Below are 22156 nucleotides of genomic sequence, written 5' to 3' on the forward strand. Positions count from 1 at the left end.
ACACTCGCTTAAAAACATTCAAAAATGCGACATGGATTTTCGATGATTCGTCATCAAATTTGTGGGATTCACTGTCGCCGTGCAACAATGGCACCCGTATTGCCCCCGCAAAGCTGGCGTTCGTTCGGCGTGGATGGTAAGTGGTTGAATTAAAAGAGATTTGCCTACTCGATAGGCGAACCTGGTGAGAAAGTGTCTATGAAAACAGGTCTGTACCATCCCGAAGAGTTCAAGGACAACTGTGGATTCGGTCTGATCGCCCACATGACGGGCGAACCCAGCCACCACCTTTTGACAACGGCTATCGAAGCCCTGACCTGCATGACCCACCGCGGCGGCATCAACGCCGACGGCAAGACCGGCGACGGTTGCGGTCTGCTGATGCAGAAGCCCGATGCGTTCCTGCGCGCCATTGCCAAGGAAACCTTCAGCACCGAACTGCCGAAGCAGTACGCCGTGGGCATGGTGTTCTTCAACCAGAACGACGCCAAGGCCGAAGCCGCTCGCGAAAACATGAACCGCGAGATCCTCGCCGCCGGCCTGCAGCTCGTCGGCTGGCGCAAGGTCCCGATCGACACCAGCGTCCTCGGCCGCCTGGCCCTGGAGCGCCTGCCGCAGATCGAGCAAGTGTTCATCGGCGGTGAAGGCCTGAGCGACCAGGAATTCGCCATCAAGCTGTTCAGTGCCCGTCGCCGCTCCTCGGTGGCCAACGCCGAAGACAGTGACCACTACATCTGCAGCTTCTCGCACAAGACCATCATCTATAAAGGCCTGATGATGCCGGCGGACCTCGCCGCCTTCTATCCGGACCTGGGTGACGAGCGCCTGCAGACCGCGATCTGCGTGTTCCACCAGCGCTTCTCCACCAACACCCTGCCGAAATGGCCGCTGGCCCAGCCATTCCGCTTCCTCGCCCACAACGGCGAGATCAACACCATCACCGGTAACCGCAACTGGGCCCAGGCCCGTCGCACCAAGTTCGCCAACGAACTGATCCCGGACCTGGAAGAGCTCGGCCCGCTGGTCAACCGCGTGGGTTCCGACTCGTCCTCGATGGACAACATGCTCGAACTGATGGTCACCGGTGGCATCGACCTGTTCCGTGGCGTGCGGATGATCATTCCGCCGGCCTGGCAGAACGTCGAGACCATGGACGCCGACCTGCGCGCCTTCTACGAATACAACTCCATGCACATGGAGCCGTGGGACGGCCCGGCTGGCGTGGTGATGACCGAAGGTCGCCACGCGGTCTGCCTGCTCGACCGCAACGGTCTGCGCCCGGCGCGCTGGGTCACCACCAAGAACGGCTACATCACCCTGGCCTCGGAAATCGGCGTGTGGAACTACAAGCCGGAAGACGTCATCGCCAAGGGCCGCGTGGGCCCGGGCCAGATCTTCGCCGTCGACACCGAGACCGGCCAGATCCTCGATACCAATGCCATCGACGATCGCCTGAAGTCGCGCCACCCGTACAAGCGCTGGCTGCGCCAGAATGCCCTGCGCATCCAGGCCGACCTGAGCGACGACCAGGGCGTGGCCAGCTACGACGCCGACCAGCTCAAGCAATACATGAAGATGTTCCAGGTCACCTTCGAAGAGCGTGACCAGGTCCTGCGTCCGCTCGGCGAGCAGGGCCAGGAAGCGGTCGGCTCGATGGGCGACGACACGCCGATGGCGATCCTGTCGCAGCGCGTGCGTTCGACCTACGATTACTTCCGCCAGCAGTTCGCCCAGGTGACCAACCCGCCGATCGACCCGCTGCGCGAAGCCATCGTCATGTCCCTGGAGATCTGCCTCGGTGCCGAGCGCAACATCTTCCAGGAGTCCCCGGAGCATGCTTCGCGGGTGATTCTGAGCTCGCCGGTGATCTCGCCAGCCAAGTGGCGCTCGCTGATGAACCTCGAACGCGAAGGCTTCGAGCGTCATCTGATCGACCTCAACTATGAAGAAAGCCTGGGTCTGGAAGCCGCGGTGCGCAGCATCGCCGACCAGGCCGAGGAAGCCGTGCGCGCGGGCAAGACCCAGCTGGTGCTGAGCGACCGCCATATCGCTCCGGGCAAGCTGCCGGTCCACGCCTCGCTGGCCGTAGGTGCGGTGCACCACCGCCTGACCGAGAAAGGCCTGCGCTGCGACAGCAACATCCTGGTCGAAACCGCGACCGCCCGTGACCCGCATCACTTCGCCGTGCTGCTCGGCTTCGGCGCTTCGGCGGTGTACCCGTACCTCGCCTATGAAGTACTGGCCGACCTGATCCGCACCGGCGAAGTGCTGGGCGACCTGGACGAAGTCTTCAAGTACTACCGCAAGGGCATCTCCAAGGGCCTGCTGAAGATCCTGTCGAAGATGGGCATCTCCACCATCGGTTCTTACCGTGGCGCGCAGCTGTTCGAAGCGGTCGGCCTGTCCGAGGAAGTGGTCAACCTGAGCTTCCGTGGCGTTCCGAGCCGCCTCAAGGGCGCTCGCTTCGTCGACATCGAGAACGAGCAGAAGCTGCTCGCCGCCGAAGCCTGGAGCGCGCGCAAGCCGATCCAGCAGGGCGGCCTGCTGAAGTTCGTCCACGGCGGCGAATACCACGCCTACAACCCGGATGTGGTCAACACCCTGCAAGCCGCCGTGCAGCAGGGCGACTACGAGAAGTTCAAGGAATACACCGCGCTGGTGGACAACCGTCCGGTGTCGATGATCCGCGACCTGCTCAAGGTGAAAACCGCCGACCAGGCCCTGGACCTGTCGGAAGTCGAGCCGCTGCAAGCCATCCTGCAACGCTTCGACTCCGCCGGTATCTCCCTCGGCGCGCTGTCGCCGGAAGCCCACGAGGCGCTGGCCGAGGCGATGAACCGTCTGGGCGCGCGCTCCAACTCCGGTGAGGGCGGCGAAGACCCGTCGCGCTACGGCACCATCCGCAGTTCGAAGATCAAGCAGGTTGCCACCGGTCGCTTCGGTGTCACCCCGGAATACCTGGTCAACGCCGAAGTGCTGCAGATCAAGGTGGCCCAGGGCGCCAAGCCGGGCGAGGGCGGCCAGCTGCCAGGCGGCAAGGTCAACGGCCTGATCGCCAAGCTGCGCTACGCAGTGCCGGGCGTGACCCTGATCTCGCCACCGCCGCACCACGACATCTACTCGATCGAAGACCTGTCGCAGCTGATCTTCGACCTCAAGCAGGTCAACCCGCAGGCGCTGGTCTCGGTCAAGCTGGTGGCGGAAGCCGGTGTCGGCACCATCGCCGCCGGCGTGGCCAAGGCCTATGCCGACCTCATCACCATCTCCGGTTATGACGGCGGTACCGGTGCTTCGCCGCTGACCTCGATCAAGTACGCCGGCGCCCCGTGGGAACTGGGCCTGGCCGAGACCCACCAGACCCTGCGCGGCAACGACCTGCGCGGCAAGGTCCGGGTGCAGACCGACGGCGGCCTGAAAACCGGCCTCGACGTGATCAAGGCGGCCATCCTCGGCGCCGAAAGCTTCGGCTTCGGCACCGCGCCGATGATCGCCCTGGGCTGCAAGTACCTGCGCATCTGCCACCTGAACAACTGCGCCACCGGCGTAGCGACCCAGAACGACAAGCTGCGCAAGGATCACTACATCGGTACCGTCGACATGGTGGTGAACTTCTTCACCTACATCGCCGAGGAAACCCGTGAATGGCTGGCCAAGCTGGGCGTGCGCAGCCTGGGCGAACTGATCGGGCGGACCGACCTGCTGGAAATGCTCCCGGGTGAAACCGAGAAGCAGAAACACCTCGACCTCAGCCCGCTGCTGGGCAGCTCGCACGTGCCGGCCGACAAGCCGCAGTTCTGCGAGGTCGACCGCAACCCGCCATTCGACCAGGGCGTGCTGGCCGAGAAGATGGTGCAGATGGCCCTTCCGGCCATCCGCGACCTCAGCGGCGGCGAGTTCGAACTGGACATCTGCAACTGCGACCGTTCCATCGGCGCGCGGATTTCCGGCGAGATCGCCCGCCTGCACGGCAACCAGGGCATGGCCAAGGCACCGGTGACCTTCCGCTTCAAGGGCACCGCGGGCCAGAGCTTCGGCGTGTGGAACGCCGGTGGCCTGAACATGCACCTGGAAGGTGACGCCAACGACTACGTCGGCAAGGGCATGACCGGTGGCAAGCTGACCATCGTGCCGCCTGCCGGCAGCCCGTTCGCCACCCAGGACAGCGCCATTGTCGGCAACACCTGCCTGTACGGCGCCACTGGCGGCAAGCTGTTCGCCGCCGGTACCGCGGGCGAGCGTTTCGCCGTGCGCAACTCCGGTGCCCACGCCATCGTCGAAGGCACCGGCGATCACTGCTGCGAATACATGACCGGTGGTTTTGTCTGCGTCCTGGGCAAGACCGGCTACAACTTCGGCTCCGGCATGACGGGCGGTTTCGCCTACGTGCTGGACATGGACAACAGCTTCGTCGACAAGCTGAACCATGAACTGGTGGAAATCCAGCGGATCACCGGCGAGGCGATGGAGGCTTACCGCAGCCATCTGCACCGCGTGCTGACCGAGTACGTCGAGGAAACCGGTAGTGAATGGGGCCGTGAGCTCTGGGAAAACCTGGACGACTACGTTCGTCGCTTCTGGCTGGTCAAGCCGAAGGCGGCGAACCTGAAGAACCTGTTGTCCAGCACCCGGGCCAACCCGCAATAAAGCAGCTGCAAGTGGCAAGCCTCAAGCTGCAAGAAAAGCAGTGCGAGGTTTGCCGGGCATAAGTGATCGACTTGCGGCTTGCAGCTTATAGCTTGCAGCTGCTGTAAAGAGGTTTTGAAAAATGGCTGAACGTCTGAGTAATGACTTCCAGTTCATCGAAGTCGGGCGCAAGGATCCGAAGAAGAAGCTGCTGCGCCAGCGCAAGAAAGAGTTCGTGGAAATCTACGAGCCTTTCAAACCCCAGCAATCGTCGGAGCAGGCCCACCGCTGCCTGGGTTGCGGCAACCCGTATTGCGAGTGGAAGTGCCCGGTCCACAACTTCATCCCCAACTGGCTGAAGCTGGTCTCGGAAGGCAACATCCTCGCCGCGGCGGAGCTGTCGCACCAGACCAACACCCTGCCTGAAGTCTGCGGCCGCGTATGCCCGCAGGACCGTCTGTGCGAGGGTGCCTGCACCCTGAACGACGGCTTCGGCGCAGTGACCATCGGCTCGGTGGAGAAGTACATCACCGATACCGCCTTCGCCATGGGCTGGCGTCCGGACATGTCCAAGGTCAAGCCGACCGGCAAGCGCGTCGCCATCATCGGCGCCGGTCCTGCGGGTCTCGGCTGTGCCGACATCCTGGTGCGCGGCGGCGTGACCCCGGTGGTGTTCGACAAGAACCCGGAAATCGGTGGCCTGCTGACCTTCGGCATCCCCGAGTTCAAGCTGGAGAAGACCGTGCTGAGCAATCGCCGCGAAGTCTTCAGCGGCATGGGCATCGAGTTCCGCCTCAACACCGAGGTGGGCAAGGACGTGACCATGGAACAGCTGCTCGCCGAGTACGACGCCGTGTTCATGGGCATGGGCACCTACACCTACATGAAGGGCGGTTTCCCGGGCGAAGACCTGCCGGGCGTGCATGACGCGCTGGACTTCCTGGTGGCCAACGTCAACCGCAACCTGGGCTTCGAGAAGTCGCCGGAAGACTTCGTCGACATGAAGGGCAAGAAGGTCGTGGTCCTCGGCGGCGGCGACACCGCGATGGACTGCAACCGCACCTCCATCCGCCAGGGCGCCAAGGCCGTGACCTGCGCCTACCGCCGCGACGAGGCGAACATGCCCGGCTCGCGCAAAGAGGTGAAGAACGCCAAGGAAGAAGGCGTGAAGTTCCTCTACAACCGCCAGCCGATCGCCATCGTCGGTGAAGACAAGGTCGAAGGCGTCAAGGTGGTCGAGACCCGTCTCGGCGAGCCGGATGCCCGTGGCCGTCGCAGCCCCGAGCCGATCCCGGGTTCCGAGGAGATCATCCCGGCCGACGCCGTGGTCATCGCCTTCGGTTTCCGTCCGAGCCCGGCGCCATGGTTTGAGCAGTTCGGCATCCAGACCGACAGCCAGGGCCGCGTCGTCGCACCGGAGAAAGGCAAGTTCAAGCACCAGACCAGCAACCCGAAGATCTTCGCCGGTGGCGACATGGTCCGCGGTTCCGACCTGGTGGTGACGGCGATCTTCGAAGGCCGTAACGCGGCGGAAGGGATCCTCGACTACCTGGGCGTCTGATACACGCCTCCTGGGCGTAACAACAAAAACTATTGACCCAGGGCATCCTGATAGACAAAAGGCACGGTAACCACCGTGCCTTTTCTTTGTCCGTCTGAGAAAATGCCCGCACTTTTTTTCCGGATGCCGACATGACTGCCTTGAAGAATGATCGTTTCCTCCGTGCCCTGCTCAAGCAACCCGTAGACGTCACCCCCGTGTGGATGATGCGCCAGGCCGGCCGCTACCTGCCGGAATACCGTGCCAGCCGTGCCAAGGCCGGTGATTTCATGAGCCTGTGCATGAACCCGCAATTCGCCTGCGAAGTGACCCTGCAGCCGCTGGACCGCTACCCGCTGGACGCCGCGATCCTCTTCTCCGACATCCTCACCATCCCCGACGCCATGGGCCAGGGCCTGTACTTCGAGACCGGCGAAGGCCCGCGCTTCAAGAAAGTGGTCAGCAGCCTGGCCGACATCGAAGCCCTGCCGATCCCTGATCCGCAGAAGGACCTCGGCTACGTCATGGACGCGGTCAGCACCATCCGCCGCGAGCTGAATGGCCGCGTGCCACTGATCGGTTTCTCCGGCAGCCCGTGGACCCTGGCCACCTACATGGTCGAAGGCGGCTCGTCGAAAGACTTCCGCAAGACCAAGGCCATGCTCTACGACAACCCGCAAGCCATGCACCTGCTGCTGGACAAGCTGGCGCAGTCGGTTACCTCCTACCTCAACGGCCAGATCCAGGCCGGTGCGCAGGCGGTGCAGATCTTCGACACCTGGGGCGGCAACCTCTCGGCGGCGGCCTACCAGGAATTCTCCCTGGCCTACATGCGCAAGATCGTCAGCGGCCTGATCCGCGAACACGAAGGCCGCAAGGTGCCGGTGATCCTCTTCACCAAGAACGGCGGCCTGTGGCTGGAAAGCATCGCCGAAGCCGGTGCCGACGCGCTGGGCCTGGACTGGACCTGCGAGATCGGCGACGCCCGCCGCCGCGTCGGCGACAAGGTGGCACTGCAGGGCAACATGGACCCGACCGTACTCTACGCCAAGCCCGAGGCCATCCGTGCCGAAGTGGCGCGTATCCTTGCCAGCTACGGCCAGGGCACTGGCCATGTGTTCAACCTCGGCCACGGAATCACCCCGGAAGTCGACCCCGAGCATGCCGGTGTGTTCATCAATGCGGTGCATGAGTTGTCGGCGCAGTATCACGCGTAAGTTCAACGCGGCATGACCAAGCCCCGGGTATCGATCCTGTCGATGCCCGGGGCTTTTCATTCGGTGCTCACGCCAAGTCCTTCCAGGTACGGTTGCGACTGGTCGCGAGGCACGTAGAAAAACACCTGATCCGGATGAGTCAACTCGACCCTGACCACTGGAACGAACTTGCCCGTGGCCCGGATGAAGTTGTCTTGCATATGCCGTGCATGCTCGAGGTTTTGGTAGCCGGGCACATCCATGTAATACAGCGCTTCAAGGGGCAGTTGCTCTGGCACGTCCTGTGGCCAGGGAGCGATGACCACTTCGTTCCACAGCCGTCGCTCGGAAGGGTTCGGGAAGTGTTCACGGACCTCGATGTTGAACTGGAACCAATGTGCCGTTGGCTCGAAGTAGCAGGCGTTGCGGCGCCCGTGCTCAGCGAAGTGAGCCTGCCAGGTGGGAAGATCGACTACGCCGCTGAGGTGGCAGGGCAAGGGAAACTGCTGGCTGGCGCAGCTCTGGGGACGGATATCGCTGGCTGCATCCGACGGGAACACGCAACGGATAGCGAGGGGCTGCTCAGCCGGGGCACCCTGCTCGCGCATGATCAGTCCTGCACCGCCGGGGAGAATCTCGTTGCCGACATCGGCACGGAGATAGATGAAGGACACGCCGTTGCGATCAATATCCTTCTGGCTGGGATTCCAGAAGGTCGGATCTGACCATTCGCGGACGTAGCGAGCCAGTACCCCGTTGCAATTGATGGCGGCGCTACCATCCGTGCACTCGGGGCGGATATCGTCGAAGCGTTGCTGCAGGCGTATCACTACACTGGGCCCCGGGTCGTCTGCGGCGATGGCGGGGCGGGGATGCAAACCTGGCAGGGCGACCAGCAGCAGGAAAAGGTAGCGAGCGAAGGCCGGAATCATGGGGGTGTCCTCGTGGTCGAGGAGCTCATCAGGCCATGAGGATCGTGGTTGGCACAACTGACAGAAATATCAGGTGCGGCGTGCGTTTAAGCTTGAATTCAGCCTCCCCGGGTAACCTGATCCCATCAAAACCTGCCAAGGATCAGAACCATGAAAACCCGTTATCTCGCCTTCGTTCTCGCCCCTCTGTTCAGCACTGCGGCACTGGCCGCTGGCACCGGCTATACCGGCCCTGGCGCGCAATCGGTGACCACCGTGGCCGCGGCCAACGATGCCGCCGACGACACCCCGGCGGTGCTGACCGGCTACGTGATCAAGAAGGTCAACAACGACGACAAGTACGAGTTCAAGGACAACACCGGCACCATCACCGTCGAGATCGACAACGAGGACCTGCCGCCGGTGGCGTTCAACGACAAGACCAAGGTCAAGCTGACCGGCGAGGTGGAGAAGCACCTGATGTCGCGGGAGATCGATGTGGATGTGGTCGAGATCGTTAACTGATCCGAAGGCCTCATCGCTGGCAAGCCAGCTCCCACAGGTACTGCTCATGACTCAAGATGTGCAGTGACCCTGTGGGAGCTGGCTTGCCAGCGATGCTTTTCAAGCGGTTTTCGGCGGCAGCCTGCTCAGATGCAGCGCGACAACGAGGGCAATCACCAGCAACGATCCGATAAATACCCCGATCCCGTTCCACCCGCCGTAATGCCAGGCCACCCCGCCCGCCGTCCCCGCCACGCTCGACCCCGCGTAGTAACTGAACAGGTACAGCGACGAAGCCTGTCCCTTGGCCTTGAACGCCCGCCGGCCGATCCAGCTGCTGGCCACCGAGTGGGCGCCGAAGAAGCCGAAGGTGAACACCAGCATGCCGATGATCACCAGCGGCAGGGCCGTGAACAGGGTCAGCAGCATGCCGCTGAACATCAGCACGATGGTGCCCCAGAACACCCGGCGCCGGCCCAGCTTGTCGGCCAGTGCGCCGATCTGCGCCGAGCTGTAGATGCCCGACAGGTAGACGATCGACAGCAAGCCCACCAGCGCCTGGCTCATGTGATACGGCTCGGCCAGCAAGCGATAGCCGATGTAGTTGAACAACGTGACGAAGGCGCCCATCAGCAGGAAGGCTTCGAGGAACAACCACGGCAGCCCGGCATCGCGAAAATGCAGGACGAAACCGTCCAGCAGGCTGCGCGGGTTCATCGAGCGCGAGCGGAAGTTGCGCGACTCCGGGAGGATCTTCCAGAACACCGCCGCCGCGATCAGGGCCAGGCCGCCGATCACCAGCATCGCCGTGTGCCAGCTGACGAAATCGATCAGCACCCCGGTGATCAGCCTACCGCTCATCCCGCCAATGGCGTTGCCGCCGATATACAGGCCCATGGCCAGGCCGATGTGCTGCGGATGAATCTCTTCGCTCAGGTAGGTCATCGCCACCGCCGCCAGCCCGCTCAGCGACAGCCCCACCAGCGCACGCATGGCCAGCACGCCTTCCCAGGTCGGCATCAAGGCACTGGCGAGGGTACTGAGGGCTGCGCAGAACAGGGCGAAGACCATCACCGGCTTGCGCCCGATCCGGTCGGAAATCGGCCCGGTGATCAGCAGCCCGAAGGCCAGCAAGCCGGTGGACACCGACAGCACCAGGCTGCTCTGCGCCGCATTGATGGAAAAGTCCCGGGACAGCAGTGGCATCATCGGCTGCACGCAGTAGAGCAGGGCGAAGGTGGCGAAGCCGCCGCAGAACAGCGCCAGCACCGTGCGCATGAAAGCCGGGGTGCCTTTCTCGATCCAGGTTTCTTGCAGGGTGGCCGCGATATCGGCCTGGGGTGCGGGGGGCAGATCGTGGGCGTGTGGCGCTACAGCAGTTTTCACAGGAGACCTCGGCCGGGTAGGGCGACTGCAAAAAAGCATATAGCTGGCTAACGTTCATTTCCAATATATTGTTCGACCCGTTTAAGACGTTTCACGACTCAATGGAGCGACCATGGAATTGCGTCACCTGCGGTACTTCATCGCCGTTGCCGAGGAACTGCACTTTGGCCGCGCCGCAGAGGCGCTGGGGATTTCCCAGCCGCCGCTGAGCCAGCAGATCCAGGCCCTGGAGCAGGAACTGGGGGCCCGCCTGTTCGACCGCACCAACCGACGGGTGGCGCTGAGCGAAGCCGGCCGGCTGTTTCTCGAAGAGGCCCGCCAGGTGCTGGCCCAGGTGGACAAGGCGGCGGATGTGGCGCGCCGCGCGCAGTTGGGCGAACTGGGCGAAATGAAGATCGGCTTCACCTCGTCGGCACCCTTCAATTCCAGCATTCCCAAGGCCATCTACAGCTTTCGCCAGCGCTTCCCGGCGGTGCACCTGAACCTGCAGGAAATGAGCAGCCGCGATGTTGCAGACGCCCTGCTCGACGAAAGCATCGAGGTCGGCCTGATGCGGCCCTTGCCGCTGCCGGATTCGCTGGTGGCCACCGAACTGTTCCGCGAGCCGCTGGTGGCGGTGCTGAACGCCGATCATCCGCTGGCGCAGGGCTCGGAAAAGGGCCTGCACCTGTCCGCGCTGGCCAACGAACCCTTCGTGTTCTTCCCGCGCAGCTACGGCAGCGGCCTGCATGCGCAGTTGCTGAGCCTGGCGCGGGCAGCCGGGTTCACCCCGCATTTCTCGCAGGAGGCGGGTGAGGTGATGACCATCATCGGTCTGGTGTCGGCGGGGTTGGGGGTGTCGGTGCTGCCGGCGTCATTCCAGCGCATGCGAATCGACGGGGTGGTCTATCGCACGCTGCTGGATGCCGACGCCGACACTGCGGTGTGGCTGGTACAGCGGCGCGAGCCAGGCTCGGCGATGGCCGGAGCCTTCGTCGAGCTGCTGACCCGCAAGGCGTGAATCCAGTCAGTCGACGTGGGCGAGCTCGCCTCGCAGGGCCACGCTGGCAACCAGGGTGCCGGCGCGGCACTGGAATTTCTCGGTGTCCTTGTAGACATCGCGCTTGCTGACGCTGGCGATGTTGATCACCGCGTTGGCATCGGCTTCCTTGGCGGCTTTCTGCAGGGTTGCCAGTGCCGATTGCAGCGCCCAGTAGCAGGCTTCTTCATCGGACTTGTTCGAACCGTTGGTCTTGCGGCTGGTGCTCACCGGCTGCAGGGAGCGCACCTGGTTCGGCAGGGCTTGCCCGGCGAGGTAGAAGGTCACGCTGCCGTCGAGCAGGCCGGCGTCGGTGGCGCGTTTCACGCCTTCGCGGAAGCTCAGCAGGGTCGCGCCATCGACGCCCTGGTTGATGATCCCGAGGTTGCTGACGCGCTCCACCGTGGGGTCGAACTGCAACTGCTTGAGGATGTTGTCGCGCAGGTTGTTCACCCAGCGGTTGTAGTTGCCGTGGATCTTGCCGTCCTTGTAGTCCAGGCCCCAGCTGCTGCGGTAGTTGATCTGGAACGAGGTCGGGGTGTAGGGAATGTCGACCTCGGCGTGGTGCTTGCCGCGAACGGTCAGTGCCGCCTTGACCATGCCCGGACGCACCGATTGCACGATCCACTGGCGGTCGTGGGCGGCGGTGACGATGGCGCGGCTCATCTGGTCGTTGGTGAAGTTGAGGTCCTTGGAGAAGTCTTCACGGGCGTTGTACACGGGTTTGCTGGTACAGCCGCCCAGCACCAGGGCCAGGGCCAGCAGGGTTGCGATGCGATGCATCCGGATCATTCCTTTCACTCCGAAGTGGTTGTCGAAATCAGGACCAGCGGCGGAAGATCAACGAGGTGTTGACCCCACCGAAGGCGAAGTTGTTGCTCATCACGTATTGGTTTTCGAGGCTGCGGAACTCGCCGCAGAGGTAGTCCAGCTCGCCGCAGCGTGGGTCGACGTGGTTCAGGTTGAGGGTGTGCACGTAGCGGTCGCTGTTCATCATCTCGATGCTGAACCAGGCTTCCAGCGCGCCACAAGCACCCAGGGTGTGACCGAGGAAGCTCTTCTGTGAACTGATCGGCATCCGCGGTCCGAACAGGCTGCTGGTGGCCAGGGTCTCGGCGATGTCGCCCTGTTCGGTGGCGGTGCCGTGGCCGTTGACGTAGCCGATGGCGTCCGGCGCCAGGTCGGCATCCTCCAGGGCCAGTTCCATCGCCCGGCGCATGGTCGCCTGCTCGGGACGGGTGGTGTGCTGGCCGTCGGCGTTGCTGCCGAAGCCGACGATCTCTGCGTAGATGTGCGCGCCACGGGCCAGGGCATGTTCCAGCTCTTCGAGCACCAGCATGCCGGCGCCCTCGCCGATCACCAGGCCGTCACGGCCACTGTCGTAGGGGCTCGGGGTCTGCTGCGGGGTGTCGTTCTTCAGGCTGGTGGCGTACAGGGCGTCGAACACCATGGCCTCGGTGGGGCACAGCTCTTCGGCGCCGCCGGCGAGCATCAGTGGCAGGCGGCCGAACTTGATCGCTTCATAGGCATAGCCGATGCCCTGGCTGCCGCTGGTGCAGGCGCTGGACGTGGGGATCAGCCGCCCGGTGAGGCCGAAGAAGATGCTGATATTGGCCGCGGTGGTGTGCGGCATCATGCGCACGTAGGAGTTGGCGTTGAGGCCCTCGGCCACCGAGTTGAGCAGCATGTTGCCGAACGCCTTGATCTCGTCGGTGCTGCCGGTGGACGAGCCGCAGGCCACGCCCATGCGCCCGTCGCGGATCGAAGGGTCGTCGAGCAGGCCGGCGTCGCGCAGGGCGTTCTGCGAGGCGGCGACCGCCAGCCGCGAGACCCGGCCCATGCTGCGCAACTGCTTGCGGGTCCAGCTGGACGGCACGGCGAAGTCATCCACCGGCCCGGCCAGGCGGGTGTTCAGTTCTTCGAAACGGTCCCATTCGTCCATGCGCCGGATGCCGCTGCGGTTGGCGGCGAAGTTGCCGGCGATGGTCGCCCAGTCGCTGCCCAGGGCGGTGATGCCGGCCATGCCGGTAACGACCACGCGCTTCATCAGCACAGCCCTCCGTTGACCGCCAGGACCTGGCGGGTGATGTAGGCGGCCTCGGCGGACATGAGGAAGTTCACCGCGCCGGCGACTTCCTCGGGGGTGCCCATGCGCTGCGCCGGGATCATCTTCATCAGCTCTTCCACTGGCACGTGCTCGTCGAGCATGGCGGTGTCGATCAGGCCGGGGGCCACGCAGTTGACGGTGATCCTGCGCTTGCCCAGCTCGATGGCCAGGGCCTTGGCCGCGCCGATCACGCCGGCCTTGGAGGCGCTGTAGTTGACCTGCCCGCGGTTGCCGATCAGCCCGGACACCGAGGTGATGCAGACGATGCGCCCGGCCGCGCGGCGGCGGATCATCGGCATCATCACCGGGTGCAGGACGTTGTAGAAGCCGTCGAGGTTGGTGCGCAAGACCTGGTCCCAGTCTTCCTCGGTGAGGGCCGGGAAGGCGCCGTCACGGGTCAGGCCGGCGTTGCACACCACGCCGTAGTAGGCGCCGTGGGTTTCCACGTCATCGCTGAGGATCGCCGCGCAGGCGGCGCGGTCAGCCACGTCGAACTGCAGGACCCGGGCCTGCCGGCCCAGGCCGCGGACTTCATCGGCCACCGCATCGGCCTCCATGCGGCCGCTGCGGCAGTGCAGCACCAGGTCGAAGCCGGCGCGGGCCAGGCGCAGGGCGATGGCGCGGCCGATGCCACGGCTGGAACCGGTGACCAGGATGGTGTCGGTCATTGTGGGGACTCCTCGACGCCCGCTTCGGCCAGGTAATCGGCGACCTGCGGCGGGCGGAAAACATTCAGGCGGGCCGTGGCGTGCAGCCCCGGTCCGTACAGGTGGCATTCGAACACGCCCATGCCGTTCTCGTCTTCCAGCGAGCGCAGGGCATGGATGCGCAGTGGCGCGCCAGCCGGGAAGTGCTCGACGTCGCACTCGAACTTGCGCGTGCCGAGCAGGAAGCCCAGCTCCACCGCCTTGCCCTGCTGGCGCGCACGGCAGCCGGCGTAGGCGGCGACGGTCTGGGCCATCAGCTCGATGCCGACCCAGGCCGGCAGGCTGCCGTCGGGACGGTTGAACAGGCCGCCGGGACGCACGGTGAGGTGGGCGTGGATCTGCTCGTCGTCGAACGACTCGATCCCGTCGATCAGGATCATGTCGCCGGCATGGGGCAGGAGTTCGGCCAATGGCCAGGCAATCATGGGGTGTCTCCGAGAATCAGGCTGACGTTGTTGCCACCGAAGGCGAACGAGTTGCTCATCAGGTAGCGCGAGCCGTCGGCGGGCAGGCGCTGGCTGCCGGCGATCAGGTTGAGCGTGGCGAGCGCCGGGTCGGCCTGGCCGTCCCAGAGATGCGGCGGTAGCCGGCCGTCGGCCAGGGCCAGCCAGCAGAACGCGGCTTCCAGGGCGCCGGCGGCGCCGAGGGTGTGGCCGGTCATGGGCTTGGTCGAGGAACAGGCCAGGCCGGCACCGAACAGCTCGTTGACGGCGATGCTCTCCATGGCGTCGTTGTGCCGGGTCGCGGTGCCGTGGAGGTTCAGGTAATCGATCTGCGCCGCCTGCAGGCCGGCATGCGCCAAGGCCTCGCGCATCGCCCGCAGGGCCCCGGCCCCGCTTGGGTCGGGGGCGGAGATATGGTGGGCGTCGGAGCTGGCGCCGGCGCCGAGCAAGGCCGCGGTGGTGCCCTCGGCATTGGCTTCGCGGGTCATCAGGAACACCGCGGCGGCCTCGCCGATATTGATCCCGTCGCGGTTGACCGAGAACGGGTTGCAGCGCGCCGGGCTCACCGCTTCCAGGGCGGTGAAGCCGTTCAGGGTGAGCCTGCACAGGCTGTCGACGCCGCCGCAGATCACTGCGTCGCAGAGGTTCAGGTCGAGCAGGCGACGGGCGCTGATCAGGGCACGGGCGCCGGAGGTGCAGGCGGTGGAAATCACATAGGCCGGACCGCCCAGGCCCAGCCAGCTGGCGAGGAAGGCCGCCGGCGCGCCGAGGGCCTGCTGGGCGTAGTTGTAGCTGGTCGGGAAGCGGCCCTGGTGCAGGTGCTCGGCGATGCCCTGGCTGGCCTCCTCGATGCCCGAGGTGCTGGTGCCGAGGACGACGCCGACGCGCTGGGCGCCGAAGCGGGCGATGGCCTCGCGCAGCGCTGTTTCGATCTGGGTGCAGGCCTGGTGCAGCAGCTGGTTGTTGCGGCTGTGGCGGTCCGCGAGATCCGCCGGCAAGGGCGGCAACTCACCGGCGACCGCGCCGACGATCACCTGCTTCTCCGGGACCCAGCCCGCTTCGGCACGCATGCCGGAGGCGTCGCCGGCGAACAGGCGGCGGCTGACTTCGGCCTGGCCGCGCCCCAGGGCACAGACCAGGCCCAGGGCGTTGAGGTAAGCGGTCATTGTCGGTTCTCGCCGGGCAAGGGGGTGACTTGATAACGCAGCCCTTGCTGCAGATTCAAGGTGAAGTCGTCGGCCTGGCGGTAGCTGACCTGCCAGCGCTCGCCGAGCCAGCGCCGATTATCCTGCTGGCGCGCCGCCGGATAAAGCGCCGTCAGGCGCTCCGCCGGGGTCAGGGCGAAGAGCACGGCGGCGAACAGCTCCCGGGCCGCCGGGTTGGGGGGCAGCAGGCCGTCGGCCTGCCAGCTGCCGTCCTGCAGCAACTGGCGGGCCTGGGGAATGCCCAGCAGGTCGAGCAGCGACCAGCGCAGGCGGTGCTCTTCGCGCTGGATCACCAGCAGCCAGTCCTGGCTTTGCCCGGCCTGTTCGCGCTGCACGTGCAGGGTCATCGGCAGTTGCAGCGGTGGCAGTTGCTCGGGCAGCGGCGGCTTGCCGGCGCAGGCGCCGAGGATCAGGCAGGTGAACAGCAGCAACAGGCGTTTCATGGCGCATCCAGTGGCTTGCGCGCCACTACGTTGACCAGGGTTTCCTCGCGCTGGCCGGGCGGTGGCGGCTTGCGCAGGCCGAAGCGCTCCAGCAGGCCGAAGTCCTTGGAACGGCTCCACCACAGGTAGGGATAGGAGACATTGCCCTCGCCGAATTCGAAGCCCTGGTCACGCAGCATCTGCAGGTAACCCTCGGCGCTCTTCTGCACGTGCATCGGATGGCGGAACAGCCAGCGGATCACCCAGGTATCGATATAGGCCTCGGTGGACTCGGCGAACAGCAGGTAGCCACCGGGCTTGAGCACCCGCCAGAACTCGGCCAGGGCCTTTTCCTGTTCCACCAGGTGGTGGAAGGTCTGGTGGCAGAACAGCAGGTCGACGCTGGCGTCGGCAAATTGCAGCTGGGCGCAGTCGCTGCCCTTCAGTTCGACCTTCAGGCCCTGGTTCACCGCCTCGGCGCCGCTGCACTCCAGGCTGTGCGGATCGGCGTCGGTGCCGAGCAGCCGGCCCGGCTTGAACACCTGGTGCAAATGGCGGAACGAGCGGCCCTGGCCGCAGCCGACGTCGAGCAATACAGGCGCCTGCGGCGGCTCTTCGTCGAACAGGCGACGCAGGTCGTTGATCGCCACCCGCAGCACGTGGTGTTGCCAGGTGTGGCTGCGCAGGAACCAGAAGCCGAAGCGGGTTTCTTCGACGTAGGTGTCGCTCAGGAAGCGTGATTCGCTCATGCCTCGGCCCTCGCGCAGACTTCGGCGAGCATGCGCAGGCGCCGCCTGGGTTCGCTGACGAAGGGGTTGCGCTGGTCCCAGGCATAGCCGGCGAGGATCGAACTGATCATGGCGCGGATCTCCTCGGAGGCCTCCGGGTGGTAGATCACGTCCTGGAAGCTGCCGTCGTACCAGCCCTCCACGTAGCAGCGGAAGGTGTCCACGCCGCGCTTGAGCGGAGTGGCGAACTCGCTTTCCCAGTCCACCGCTTCACCCTGCAACTGGCGGTGCAGGACGCCGGCGGCCATGCTCGCCGAACGCATGGCGATGGTCACCCCGGAAGAGAACACCGGGTCGAGGAATTCCGCAGCATTGCCGAGCAGGGCGAAGCCCGGGCCGTGCAGGGCCTTCACGTTGGCCGAGTAGCCGCCGATGCTGCGCGCCGGGGTGTCCCACACGGCGTTCGCCAGCACCTTCGACAGGCTTGGGGTCTGGGCGACGAAGCCTTTCAGGCAGGCATCCAGGTCGGCCGGGGCATTGGCGTAGTGCTCCGCCGCAGCGACCACGCCGAGGGAGCAACGGCCATCGCTGAAGGGGATGGTCCAGAACCAGATGTCACGGTGCTGCGGGTGAGTGGTGATGAGGATCTTGTTGCGGTCGAAGCCCGGGTGCTCGATGCGGTCCTCGATATGGGTGAACACGGCCTGGCGCACCGGGAAGCTCGATGGCGCCTCCAGATCCAGCAGGCGCGGCAGCACGCGGCCGTAGCCACTCGCGTCGAGGACGAAGCGGGCCTCGACCAGATACTCGCTGCCATCCAGCCGGCGCACCCGCACCTGTGGACGCTCGCGCGCGAAGTCGGCAGCGACGATCTCTTCTTCATAGCGGATTTCCACGCCCTGCAGGGCGGCCTGGTCGGCCAGCAACTGGTCGAAGCGGGCGCGTTGCACCTGGAAGGTGGTCGGCCGGCCCTGGCTGAAGGTCTGGCCGAAATCGAAGGCGCTGTATTCCTCGCCCCAGGCGAAGGCGGCGCCGTTCTTCAGCTGGAAGCCGGCCTCCAGCAGGGCGTCGAGCATGCCCGCTTCCTCGACGAAGTCGATGCAGTGCGACAGCAGGCTTTCGCCGATGGAGAAGCGCGGGAAGCGCTGGCGTTCGATGATCAGTACATCGTGACCCTGGCGCTTGAGCAGCGCCGCGGCGATGGCGCCGGACGGGCCGGCGCCGATCACCAGGACCTGCCGTTGTTGCAATTCAGTGTTCGGCATGTGGCCTCCGTGCCGTGGTAAGGGTGTTCAGTGGAATTCGGTGCAGCCCGGCCAGTGCGGGCATCAGGGTCGCGATCAGGCTCATCAGCATCAGCGCGAAGTACAGCGCCGGGCTGATCAACTGCTGTTGCAGGAGCAGGTTGAGGAAAACGATCTCGCTCAGGCCGCGGATGTTCAGCAGCAGGTTCTCGCGCCAGCGGCTGGCACCGGGGAACGAGGGTTCGGCCCACTTCAGGCCGAGCCAGTTGCCGAGCATCTTGCTGATGATCGGCAGTGCCACCAGGGCGGCCAGTTGCCCCAGGTCGAGGTGCTGCAGCAGGTGCTGGAAGTCGATCTGGACGATGCCGAAGGTGATGATCAGCGGGATCGCCACACCCTGCTGCAGGCGCTTGATCCAGAGGGCTGGCAACGGCAGGCGCAGCGGCACCTTGAGCCAGGCCAGGCAGGCCATGTAGCCGATGCCGAGGATCAGGGCGTTGAGCCTGTAGTGCTCGGCGACGAACAGCAGGGCGAGAAAGGTCAGGCCGAACAGCCAGGGTCGGCGCAGGCCGACCAGGTACATCGGCAGCGGTACGCAGGCGGCCAGCAGCGGCCAGGCCAGGCTCATGGGTGCGAGGCTGCCCTGGCCCAGGCCGAACAGCAGCCAGCAGAGCAGGTCGATGCCGATCGCCACCTGCATCAGCCGGCGGGTGGCGGCGGGCGGATAGTCGATGTTGCGCAGGTACAGGTAGAGCACCGGCACGGCGGTGATGGCGAATACCAGGCCGAGGGCCAGGGCGCTCAGCCAGGATTGTCCGGGCAGCAGCAGGACAGCGCAGGCCAGGCCGCAGGCGAAGGGCACGAGGAAGCTGGGCAGGGCGATCTTCAGGCTCTGGCGATCGACCTTGAGGTCGACCACATCGGACAGGATATGACCCAGCAGCAGGGCGAAGCTCAGGCCATAAAGGGTCTTCAGCCAGGACGGCGCGACCAGTTCGGCACCGCTCAGTTGCCAGTGCGGTTCGACCCAGAACAGCATCAGCAGCGGCAGGCCGAGGGTCGCCAGCAGCAGGTGGCTGACGATGTTGATCAGGCCCAGGCGGCGACCGATTTCCCCGGCGATAAGGAACAGCGCAAGGGCCAGGCCCCAGAACAGCACGATGCTCAAGCCCGCGTCTCCCTGTGGCGTGGCGCGGCCCAGGGGGCCAGGGCGAAGCTGAAGACCAGGCCGAGGCTGACGGCCAGGCCGAAATTGCTCACCGCCGGCGTGCTGGACACCGCCAGCAGGCCGAACGACAACCAGGTGGTGACAGCGGCCAGCAGGGTGCCCAGCAGGCTGACCGCAGCGCCGCCGATCTGCTCGTGCATGAGGATCGCGTAGTCGACGCTGATCGCCGTCACCAGCAGCAGGCCGAACAGGCTGAACAGGGTCAGCGGCTGCCCCAGCCAGCCCAGGCTGGCCAGGCTGCACAGCGCCGCCAGCAGTGGCAGGGCGACGATGCGCACGGCGCCGCCGAAGCCGAAGGGCACCACCAGCAAAGCGACGATCAGCGCGCAGGACAACAGCTTCAGCTCCGCCGCGCTGACCTGGGTGGCGGCGAACAACTGGTTCAGTTCGCCGAGGCGGTCCACCAGTTGCACGCCCTCCAGGCCCTCGGCCTGTTGCCGCAGGACGCCCGCGTCGCTCAGGCCCTGCAGGCTGACGATGGCGGCGACGCCGTTGGCATCAGCGCCCAGCCACAGTGGGCGGAAGGCTTCGCCGAGCGGGCCGGCGAGGACCTGGTCGATGGTCTGCGTCGGCAGGGCCTGTAATTGCGCCAGCTCGGCATCAAGGGCGCTCTGCGGCACGCCGCCGGCCAGCAGGGGCTGCCAGTGGGCGGGCAGGCGGGCCAGGGCGGCGCGGGTCTTGTCCTGCTCGGCAGGGCTGGCGAGCAACTGGTCGAGGGCCATGTAGCCCTTCAGGTGGCCGGCGGCAACCTGTAGGTCAAGGCGTTCGCCGAGGCTGCGCAGGCGCTCGAGCAACTGGCCCTGATCGCGGGCGCGCACCAGGTAGAACTGGCTGGTGGGCTGGTAGCCGGTGATCCGCGCCACGGCCATGGCTTCTTCCTGCAGCTGCGGCGGGCTGGCGACCCACTGGCGCACGTCGTTGCGGTTCTGCAGGTGCCACAGGCCGCCGATGCAGAACAGCGCCAGCAGCCCCGGCAATACCACGGCCGGCAGCCGCTGCAGCAGGCGCACGCGCAGGTTCACCAGCGTTTCGGCGATACGCAGCGGCCACTGCGCCGGTTGCAGGTCGATGTTCTTCAGCAGTGCCGGCAGCAGGCACACCGAGCCCAGGTAGGCGCCGATCAGTCCGGCGGCGGAGAAGGCGGCGATCTGGGTCAGCGCCGGGAACGGCGTGAAGCCCAGGGCCAGGTAGCCGATGCAACTGGTGGCCAGGCTCAGGCTCAGGCCGGGCAGGGTCTTGCGCACCGCCTGCCAGGTGTTCCACGGGCGCAGGCTCCAGCTTTTCGAGAGGAAGTGCAGCGGATAGTCCACGGCCACCCCGATCAGACTGGAGCCGAGCACCAGGGTCATGACGTGCATCTGGCCGAACAGGGCGATGCACGCGGTGGTGCCGAAGAGCATGCCGATCGGCACCGGGACGAAGGCCAGCAGCACGCGCCAGCGGCGGAAGGCCAGGAGCAGGATCGCCAGGATGCCGAGCGTGGCGCCGCCGCCGATCCAGGTCATCTCGTGGCTGGCCTGGCGCTGGCCGTTGGCGGCGTAGAGCAGGCCGCTGGCAGCCAGCAGGCGGGCGTCCTGTCGTGCCGCCAGGCTACGGCTGCTTTCCAGCAGGTCGGCGACCCGCAGCGGCAGCTTCATGTCGAAGGCATTGCCCTCGGTGCGGGCGCGCAGTAACACCCAGTAGCGGTCGTCGGCCTTGGCCAGCAGGGCGCCGCTGGCGGTATCCAGCTCGATATTGGCCGGGCGTGGCTGGTTGTTCTGGATGCGCCCGGTCAGGCCCAGCCAGTCGTCCTGGCTGGACACCAGGCTGAAGCCGGCGAAGGGGTCGAAGAGGCTTTGCAGGCGTTGCTGGATGAAGGTCTCGGGCGAGTCGGCGAGGGTCGCCCGGTCGGCTCGGGAGAGCATGGCCAGGCGGCCCAGCAGCAGTTGTTCACGCACTGCCGCAAGATCGGTCTGCAGGCTCCACTGGACTTTCTCGAACAGACCGCTGGCCTGCCATGTCCCGGCCAGTTCGCGGGCCAGGTCGATGGCCTTGTCGCGGTCGGCATGGCCCACCAGCACCAGCATCTCGCGGTTGAGCGGTTCCTGCATGCGCTGTTCGGCGCGCTTGACCAGCGGGTCCTGGGTTGCCCCGGGCACCAGCGTCATCAGGTCGGCGGACAGCGCCGGGCCGCGCTGCCACTGCCAGCCGGCCACGACGAGCACACCGAGCAGCAGCACGAGGAACAGGCGCGGCAGCAGGCGCTCAATCGACAAGGTCGTGGCGCTCCGCGTCGGTCAGGGTGCTGCTGGTGCTGGACGGCATGCGCAGCACGGTGCTGTCGCCCTGGGTTTCCAGCAACTGGATACGCTCGACGAACTGCCCGCCGTGAATCTCGATGCGGGTGAAGATCTGCTTGAGCACCAGCGAACGCGGGGTCAGGTCGAGCGTCCAGCCCTTGGCATCGCCTTGCAGGGCCAGCTCGAAGTCGCGCTCCAGGCCGCTGCTGTCGCCCTGCAGCACGGCGAAGAACAGCTTGTTCTGCTCGGTGCCGGCGGTGCGTGTCGGCAGCGCCTGCCAGCCATTGGCGTCGCGACGGGAAATGCCCTGGGCGTTGAGGCGGTAGTCCTGCTTCAGCGGCGTTTGCAGCAGCCACAGCAGGCCATGGTCGCGGGCGAGGACGAACTGGCCGTTGCTGACCAGCGGCTGGGGCAGGGCGCGCAGGTGCTTTTCCTGGATGAACGGGCCCTTGATCACCTCGGGCGCGCTCAGTTGCTTGCGCAGGTCGTCGAGGCCGAAGGCCTGGGCCAGGCCGCAGGCGCAGAGCAGGCCGAGGCCGAGGCCGAGCAGCAGGCGTTTCATGGCAGCACCTTTCATAGAAAAACCATAACCCCTTGATTTAAATGAACCTCGTG

At 65.7% G+C, this 22156-nt stretch carries 18 protein-coding genes; 5 read left to right on the forward strand and 13 right to left on the reverse strand.

Annotated features, from left to right (window positions below; genetic code table 11):
- Window positions 1-198 precede the first annotated feature (198 nt).
- The 3 genes from gltB to hemE all read left to right on the forward strand — a co-directional run bounded on the left by gltB (window position 199) and on the right by hemE (window position 7380).
- Window positions 199-4644 (forward strand): glutamate synthase large subunit, encoded by a 4446-nt coding sequence (gltB, locus tag V0R59_RS07160; RefSeq protein ID WP_330073605.1) that lies wholly within the window; start codon window positions 199-201, stop codon window positions 4642-4644.
- A gap of 121 nt (window positions 4645-4765) precedes the next feature.
- Complete coding sequence (locus tag V0R59_RS07165) at window positions 4766-6184, forward strand: FAD-dependent oxidoreductase (protein ID WP_330073604.1); 1419 nt, start codon at window positions 4766-4768, stop codon at window positions 6182-6184.
- 131 nt (window positions 6185-6315) lie between these two features.
- On the forward strand, window positions 6316-7380 hold the full coding sequence (hemE, locus tag V0R59_RS07170; protein WP_330073603.1) for a uroporphyrinogen decarboxylase: 1065 nt from the start codon (window positions 6316-6318) through the stop codon (window positions 7378-7380).
- Between the two features lie 56 nt (window positions 7381-7436).
- On the opposite strand, the gene V0R59_RS07175 is transcribed toward hemE, so the two are convergent.
- Window positions 7437-8291, reverse strand: coding sequence for a hypothetical protein (locus V0R59_RS07175; RefSeq protein WP_330073602.1), 855 nt, complete (start codon window positions 8289-8291; stop codon window positions 7437-7439).
- Window positions 8292-8441: 150 nt separating this feature from the next.
- Between V0R59_RS07175 and V0R59_RS07180 the strand changes: the two genes are divergently transcribed.
- On the forward strand, window positions 8442-8795 hold the full coding sequence (locus V0R59_RS07180; protein ID WP_330073601.1) for a NirD/YgiW/YdeI family stress tolerance protein: 354 nt from the start codon (window positions 8442-8444) through the stop codon (window positions 8793-8795).
- Between the two features lie 99 nt (window positions 8796-8894).
- Here the strand turns inward: V0R59_RS07180 and V0R59_RS07185 are convergent, their stop codons facing one another.
- A complete protein-coding gene (locus tag V0R59_RS07185) occupies window positions 8895-10160 on the reverse strand; it encodes an MFS transporter (RefSeq protein WP_330073600.1) in 1266 nt (421 codons plus the stop codon).
- A gap of 112 nt (window positions 10161-10272) precedes the next feature.
- Here V0R59_RS07185 and V0R59_RS07190 point away from each other — a divergent pair, with 112 nt between their 5' ends.
- On the forward strand, window positions 10273-11160 hold the full coding sequence (locus V0R59_RS07190) for a LysR family transcriptional regulator (RefSeq protein WP_330073599.1): 888 nt from the start codon (window positions 10273-10275) through the stop codon (window positions 11158-11160).
- 6 nt (window positions 11161-11166) lie between these two features.
- Here V0R59_RS07190 and V0R59_RS07195 read toward each other — a convergent pair whose 3' ends face one another.
- The 11 genes from V0R59_RS07195 to V0R59_RS07245 are packed head-to-tail and all read right to left on the reverse strand — an operon-like array spanning window position 11167 to window position 22103.
- On the reverse strand, window positions 11167-11961 hold the full coding sequence (locus V0R59_RS07195) for a hypothetical protein (protein WP_330073598.1): 795 nt from the start codon (window positions 11959-11961) through the stop codon (window positions 11167-11169).
- Between the two features lie 37 nt (window positions 11962-11998).
- Window positions 11999-13225: a beta-ketoacyl-ACP synthase gene (locus V0R59_RS07200; protein WP_330073597.1), complete on the reverse strand. Its 1227-nt coding sequence runs from the start codon at window positions 13223-13225 to the stop codon at window positions 11999-12001.
- Window positions 13225-13953: a 3-oxoacyl-ACP reductase FabG gene (fabG, locus tag V0R59_RS07205; RefSeq protein WP_330073596.1), complete on the reverse strand. Its 729-nt coding sequence runs from the start codon at window positions 13951-13953 to the stop codon at window positions 13225-13227. The genes V0R59_RS07200 and fabG overlap by 1 nt, the downstream gene beginning before the upstream one ends.
- Window positions 13950-14417, reverse strand: a complete 468-nt coding sequence (locus tag V0R59_RS07210; RefSeq protein WP_330073595.1) for a hotdog family protein — start codon at window positions 14415-14417, stop codon at window positions 13950-13952. The genes fabG and V0R59_RS07210 overlap by 4 nt, the downstream gene beginning before the upstream one ends.
- Window positions 14414-15601, reverse strand: coding sequence for a beta-ketoacyl-[acyl-carrier-protein] synthase family protein (locus V0R59_RS07215; protein ID WP_330073594.1), 1188 nt, complete (start codon window positions 15599-15601; stop codon window positions 14414-14416). The genes V0R59_RS07210 and V0R59_RS07215 overlap by 4 nt, the downstream gene beginning before the upstream one ends.
- Window positions 15598-16083: a hypothetical protein gene (locus tag V0R59_RS07220; RefSeq protein WP_330073593.1), complete on the reverse strand. Its 486-nt coding sequence runs from the start codon at window positions 16081-16083 to the stop codon at window positions 15598-15600. Before V0R59_RS07220 ends, V0R59_RS07215 begins: the two co-directional genes overlap by 4 nt.
- The gene (locus V0R59_RS07225) at window positions 16080-16811 is read right to left on the reverse strand and encodes a class I SAM-dependent methyltransferase (RefSeq protein WP_330073592.1); all 732 of its coding nucleotides are present in this window, start codon (window positions 16809-16811) and stop codon (window positions 16080-16082) included. Before V0R59_RS07225 ends, V0R59_RS07220 begins: the two co-directional genes overlap by 4 nt.
- Entirely contained in the window at window positions 16808-18055 is a 1248-nt protein-coding gene (locus V0R59_RS07230) for an NAD(P)/FAD-dependent oxidoreductase (protein ID WP_330073591.1), read from the reverse strand. Before V0R59_RS07230 ends, V0R59_RS07225 begins: the two co-directional genes overlap by 4 nt.
- A complete protein-coding gene (locus tag V0R59_RS07235) occupies window positions 18042-19202 on the reverse strand; it encodes a cation:proton antiporter (RefSeq protein ID WP_330073590.1) in 1161 nt (386 codons plus the stop codon). Before V0R59_RS07235 ends, V0R59_RS07230 begins: the two co-directional genes overlap by 14 nt.
- Window positions 19199-21517: an MMPL family transporter gene (locus V0R59_RS07240; RefSeq protein ID WP_330073589.1), complete on the reverse strand. Its 2319-nt coding sequence runs from the start codon at window positions 21515-21517 to the stop codon at window positions 19199-19201. Before V0R59_RS07240 ends, V0R59_RS07235 begins: the two co-directional genes overlap by 4 nt.
- A complete protein-coding gene (locus V0R59_RS07245; protein ID WP_330073588.1) occupies window positions 21507-22103 on the reverse strand; it encodes an outer membrane lipoprotein carrier protein LolA in 597 nt (198 codons plus the stop codon). Before V0R59_RS07245 ends, V0R59_RS07240 begins: the two co-directional genes overlap by 11 nt.
- Between the last annotated feature and the right edge of the window lie 53 nt (window positions 22104-22156).

The sequence above is a fragment of the Pseudomonas ulcerans genome (assembly GCF_036324125.1).
In the GTDB taxonomy this organism is placed as follows: Bacteria; Pseudomonadota; Gammaproteobacteria; order Pseudomonadales; family Pseudomonadaceae; genus Aquipseudomonas; species Aquipseudomonas ulcerans.

Bases quoted from the DNA above. Each gene is read 5' to 3' on its own strand.
- gltB (WP_330073605.1), top strand. From the start codon at position 199: ATGAAAACAGGTCTGTACCATCCCGAAGAGTTCAAGGACAACTGTGGA.
- V0R59_RS07175 (WP_330073602.1), bottom strand. From the start codon at position 8,291: ATGATTCCGGCCTTCGCTCGCTACCTTTTCCTGCTGCTGGTCGCCCTG.
- V0R59_RS07180 (WP_330073601.1), top strand. From the start codon at position 8,442: ATGAAAACCCGTTATCTCGCCTTCGTTCTCGCCCCTCTGTTCAGCACT.
- V0R59_RS07225 (WP_330073592.1), bottom strand. From the start codon at position 16,811: ATGAGCGAATCACGCTTCCTGAGCGACACCTACGTCGAAGAAACCCGC.
- V0R59_RS07210 (WP_330073595.1), bottom strand. From the start codon at position 14,417: ATGATTGCCTGGCCATTGGCCGAACTCCTGCCCCATGCCGGCGACATG.
- V0R59_RS07230 (WP_330073591.1), bottom strand. From the start codon at position 18,055: ATGCCGAACACTGAATTGCAACAACGGCAGGTCCTGGTGATCGGCGCC.
- V0R59_RS07195 (WP_330073598.1), bottom strand. From the start codon at position 11,961: ATGCATCGCATCGCAACCCTGCTGGCCCTGGCCCTGGTGCTGGGCGGC.
- V0R59_RS07245 (WP_330073588.1), bottom strand. From the start codon at position 22,103: ATGAAACGCCTGCTGCTCGGCCTCGGCCTCGGCCTGCTCTGCGCCTGC.
- V0R59_RS07215 (WP_330073594.1), bottom strand. From the start codon at position 15,601: ATGACCGCTTACCTCAACGCCCTGGGCCTGGTCTGTGCCCTGGGGCGC.
- V0R59_RS07200 (WP_330073597.1), bottom strand. From the start codon at position 13,225: ATGAAGCGCGTGGTCGTTACCGGCATGGCCGGCATCACCGCCCTGGGC.
- V0R59_RS07190 (WP_330073599.1), top strand. From the start codon at position 10,273: ATGGAATTGCGTCACCTGCGGTACTTCATCGCCGTTGCCGAGGAACTG.
- V0R59_RS07220 (WP_330073593.1), bottom strand. From the start codon at position 16,083: ATGAAACGCCTGTTGCTGCTGTTCACCTGCCTGATCCTCGGCGCCTGC.
- fabG (WP_330073596.1), bottom strand. From the start codon at position 13,953: ATGACCGACACCATCCTGGTCACCGGTTCCAGCCGTGGCATCGGCCGC.
- V0R59_RS07165 (WP_330073604.1), top strand. From the start codon at position 4,766: ATGGCTGAACGTCTGAGTAATGACTTCCAGTTCATCGAAGTCGGGCGC.
- hemE (WP_330073603.1), top strand. From the start codon at position 6,316: ATGACTGCCTTGAAGAATGATCGTTTCCTCCGTGCCCTGCTCAAGCAA.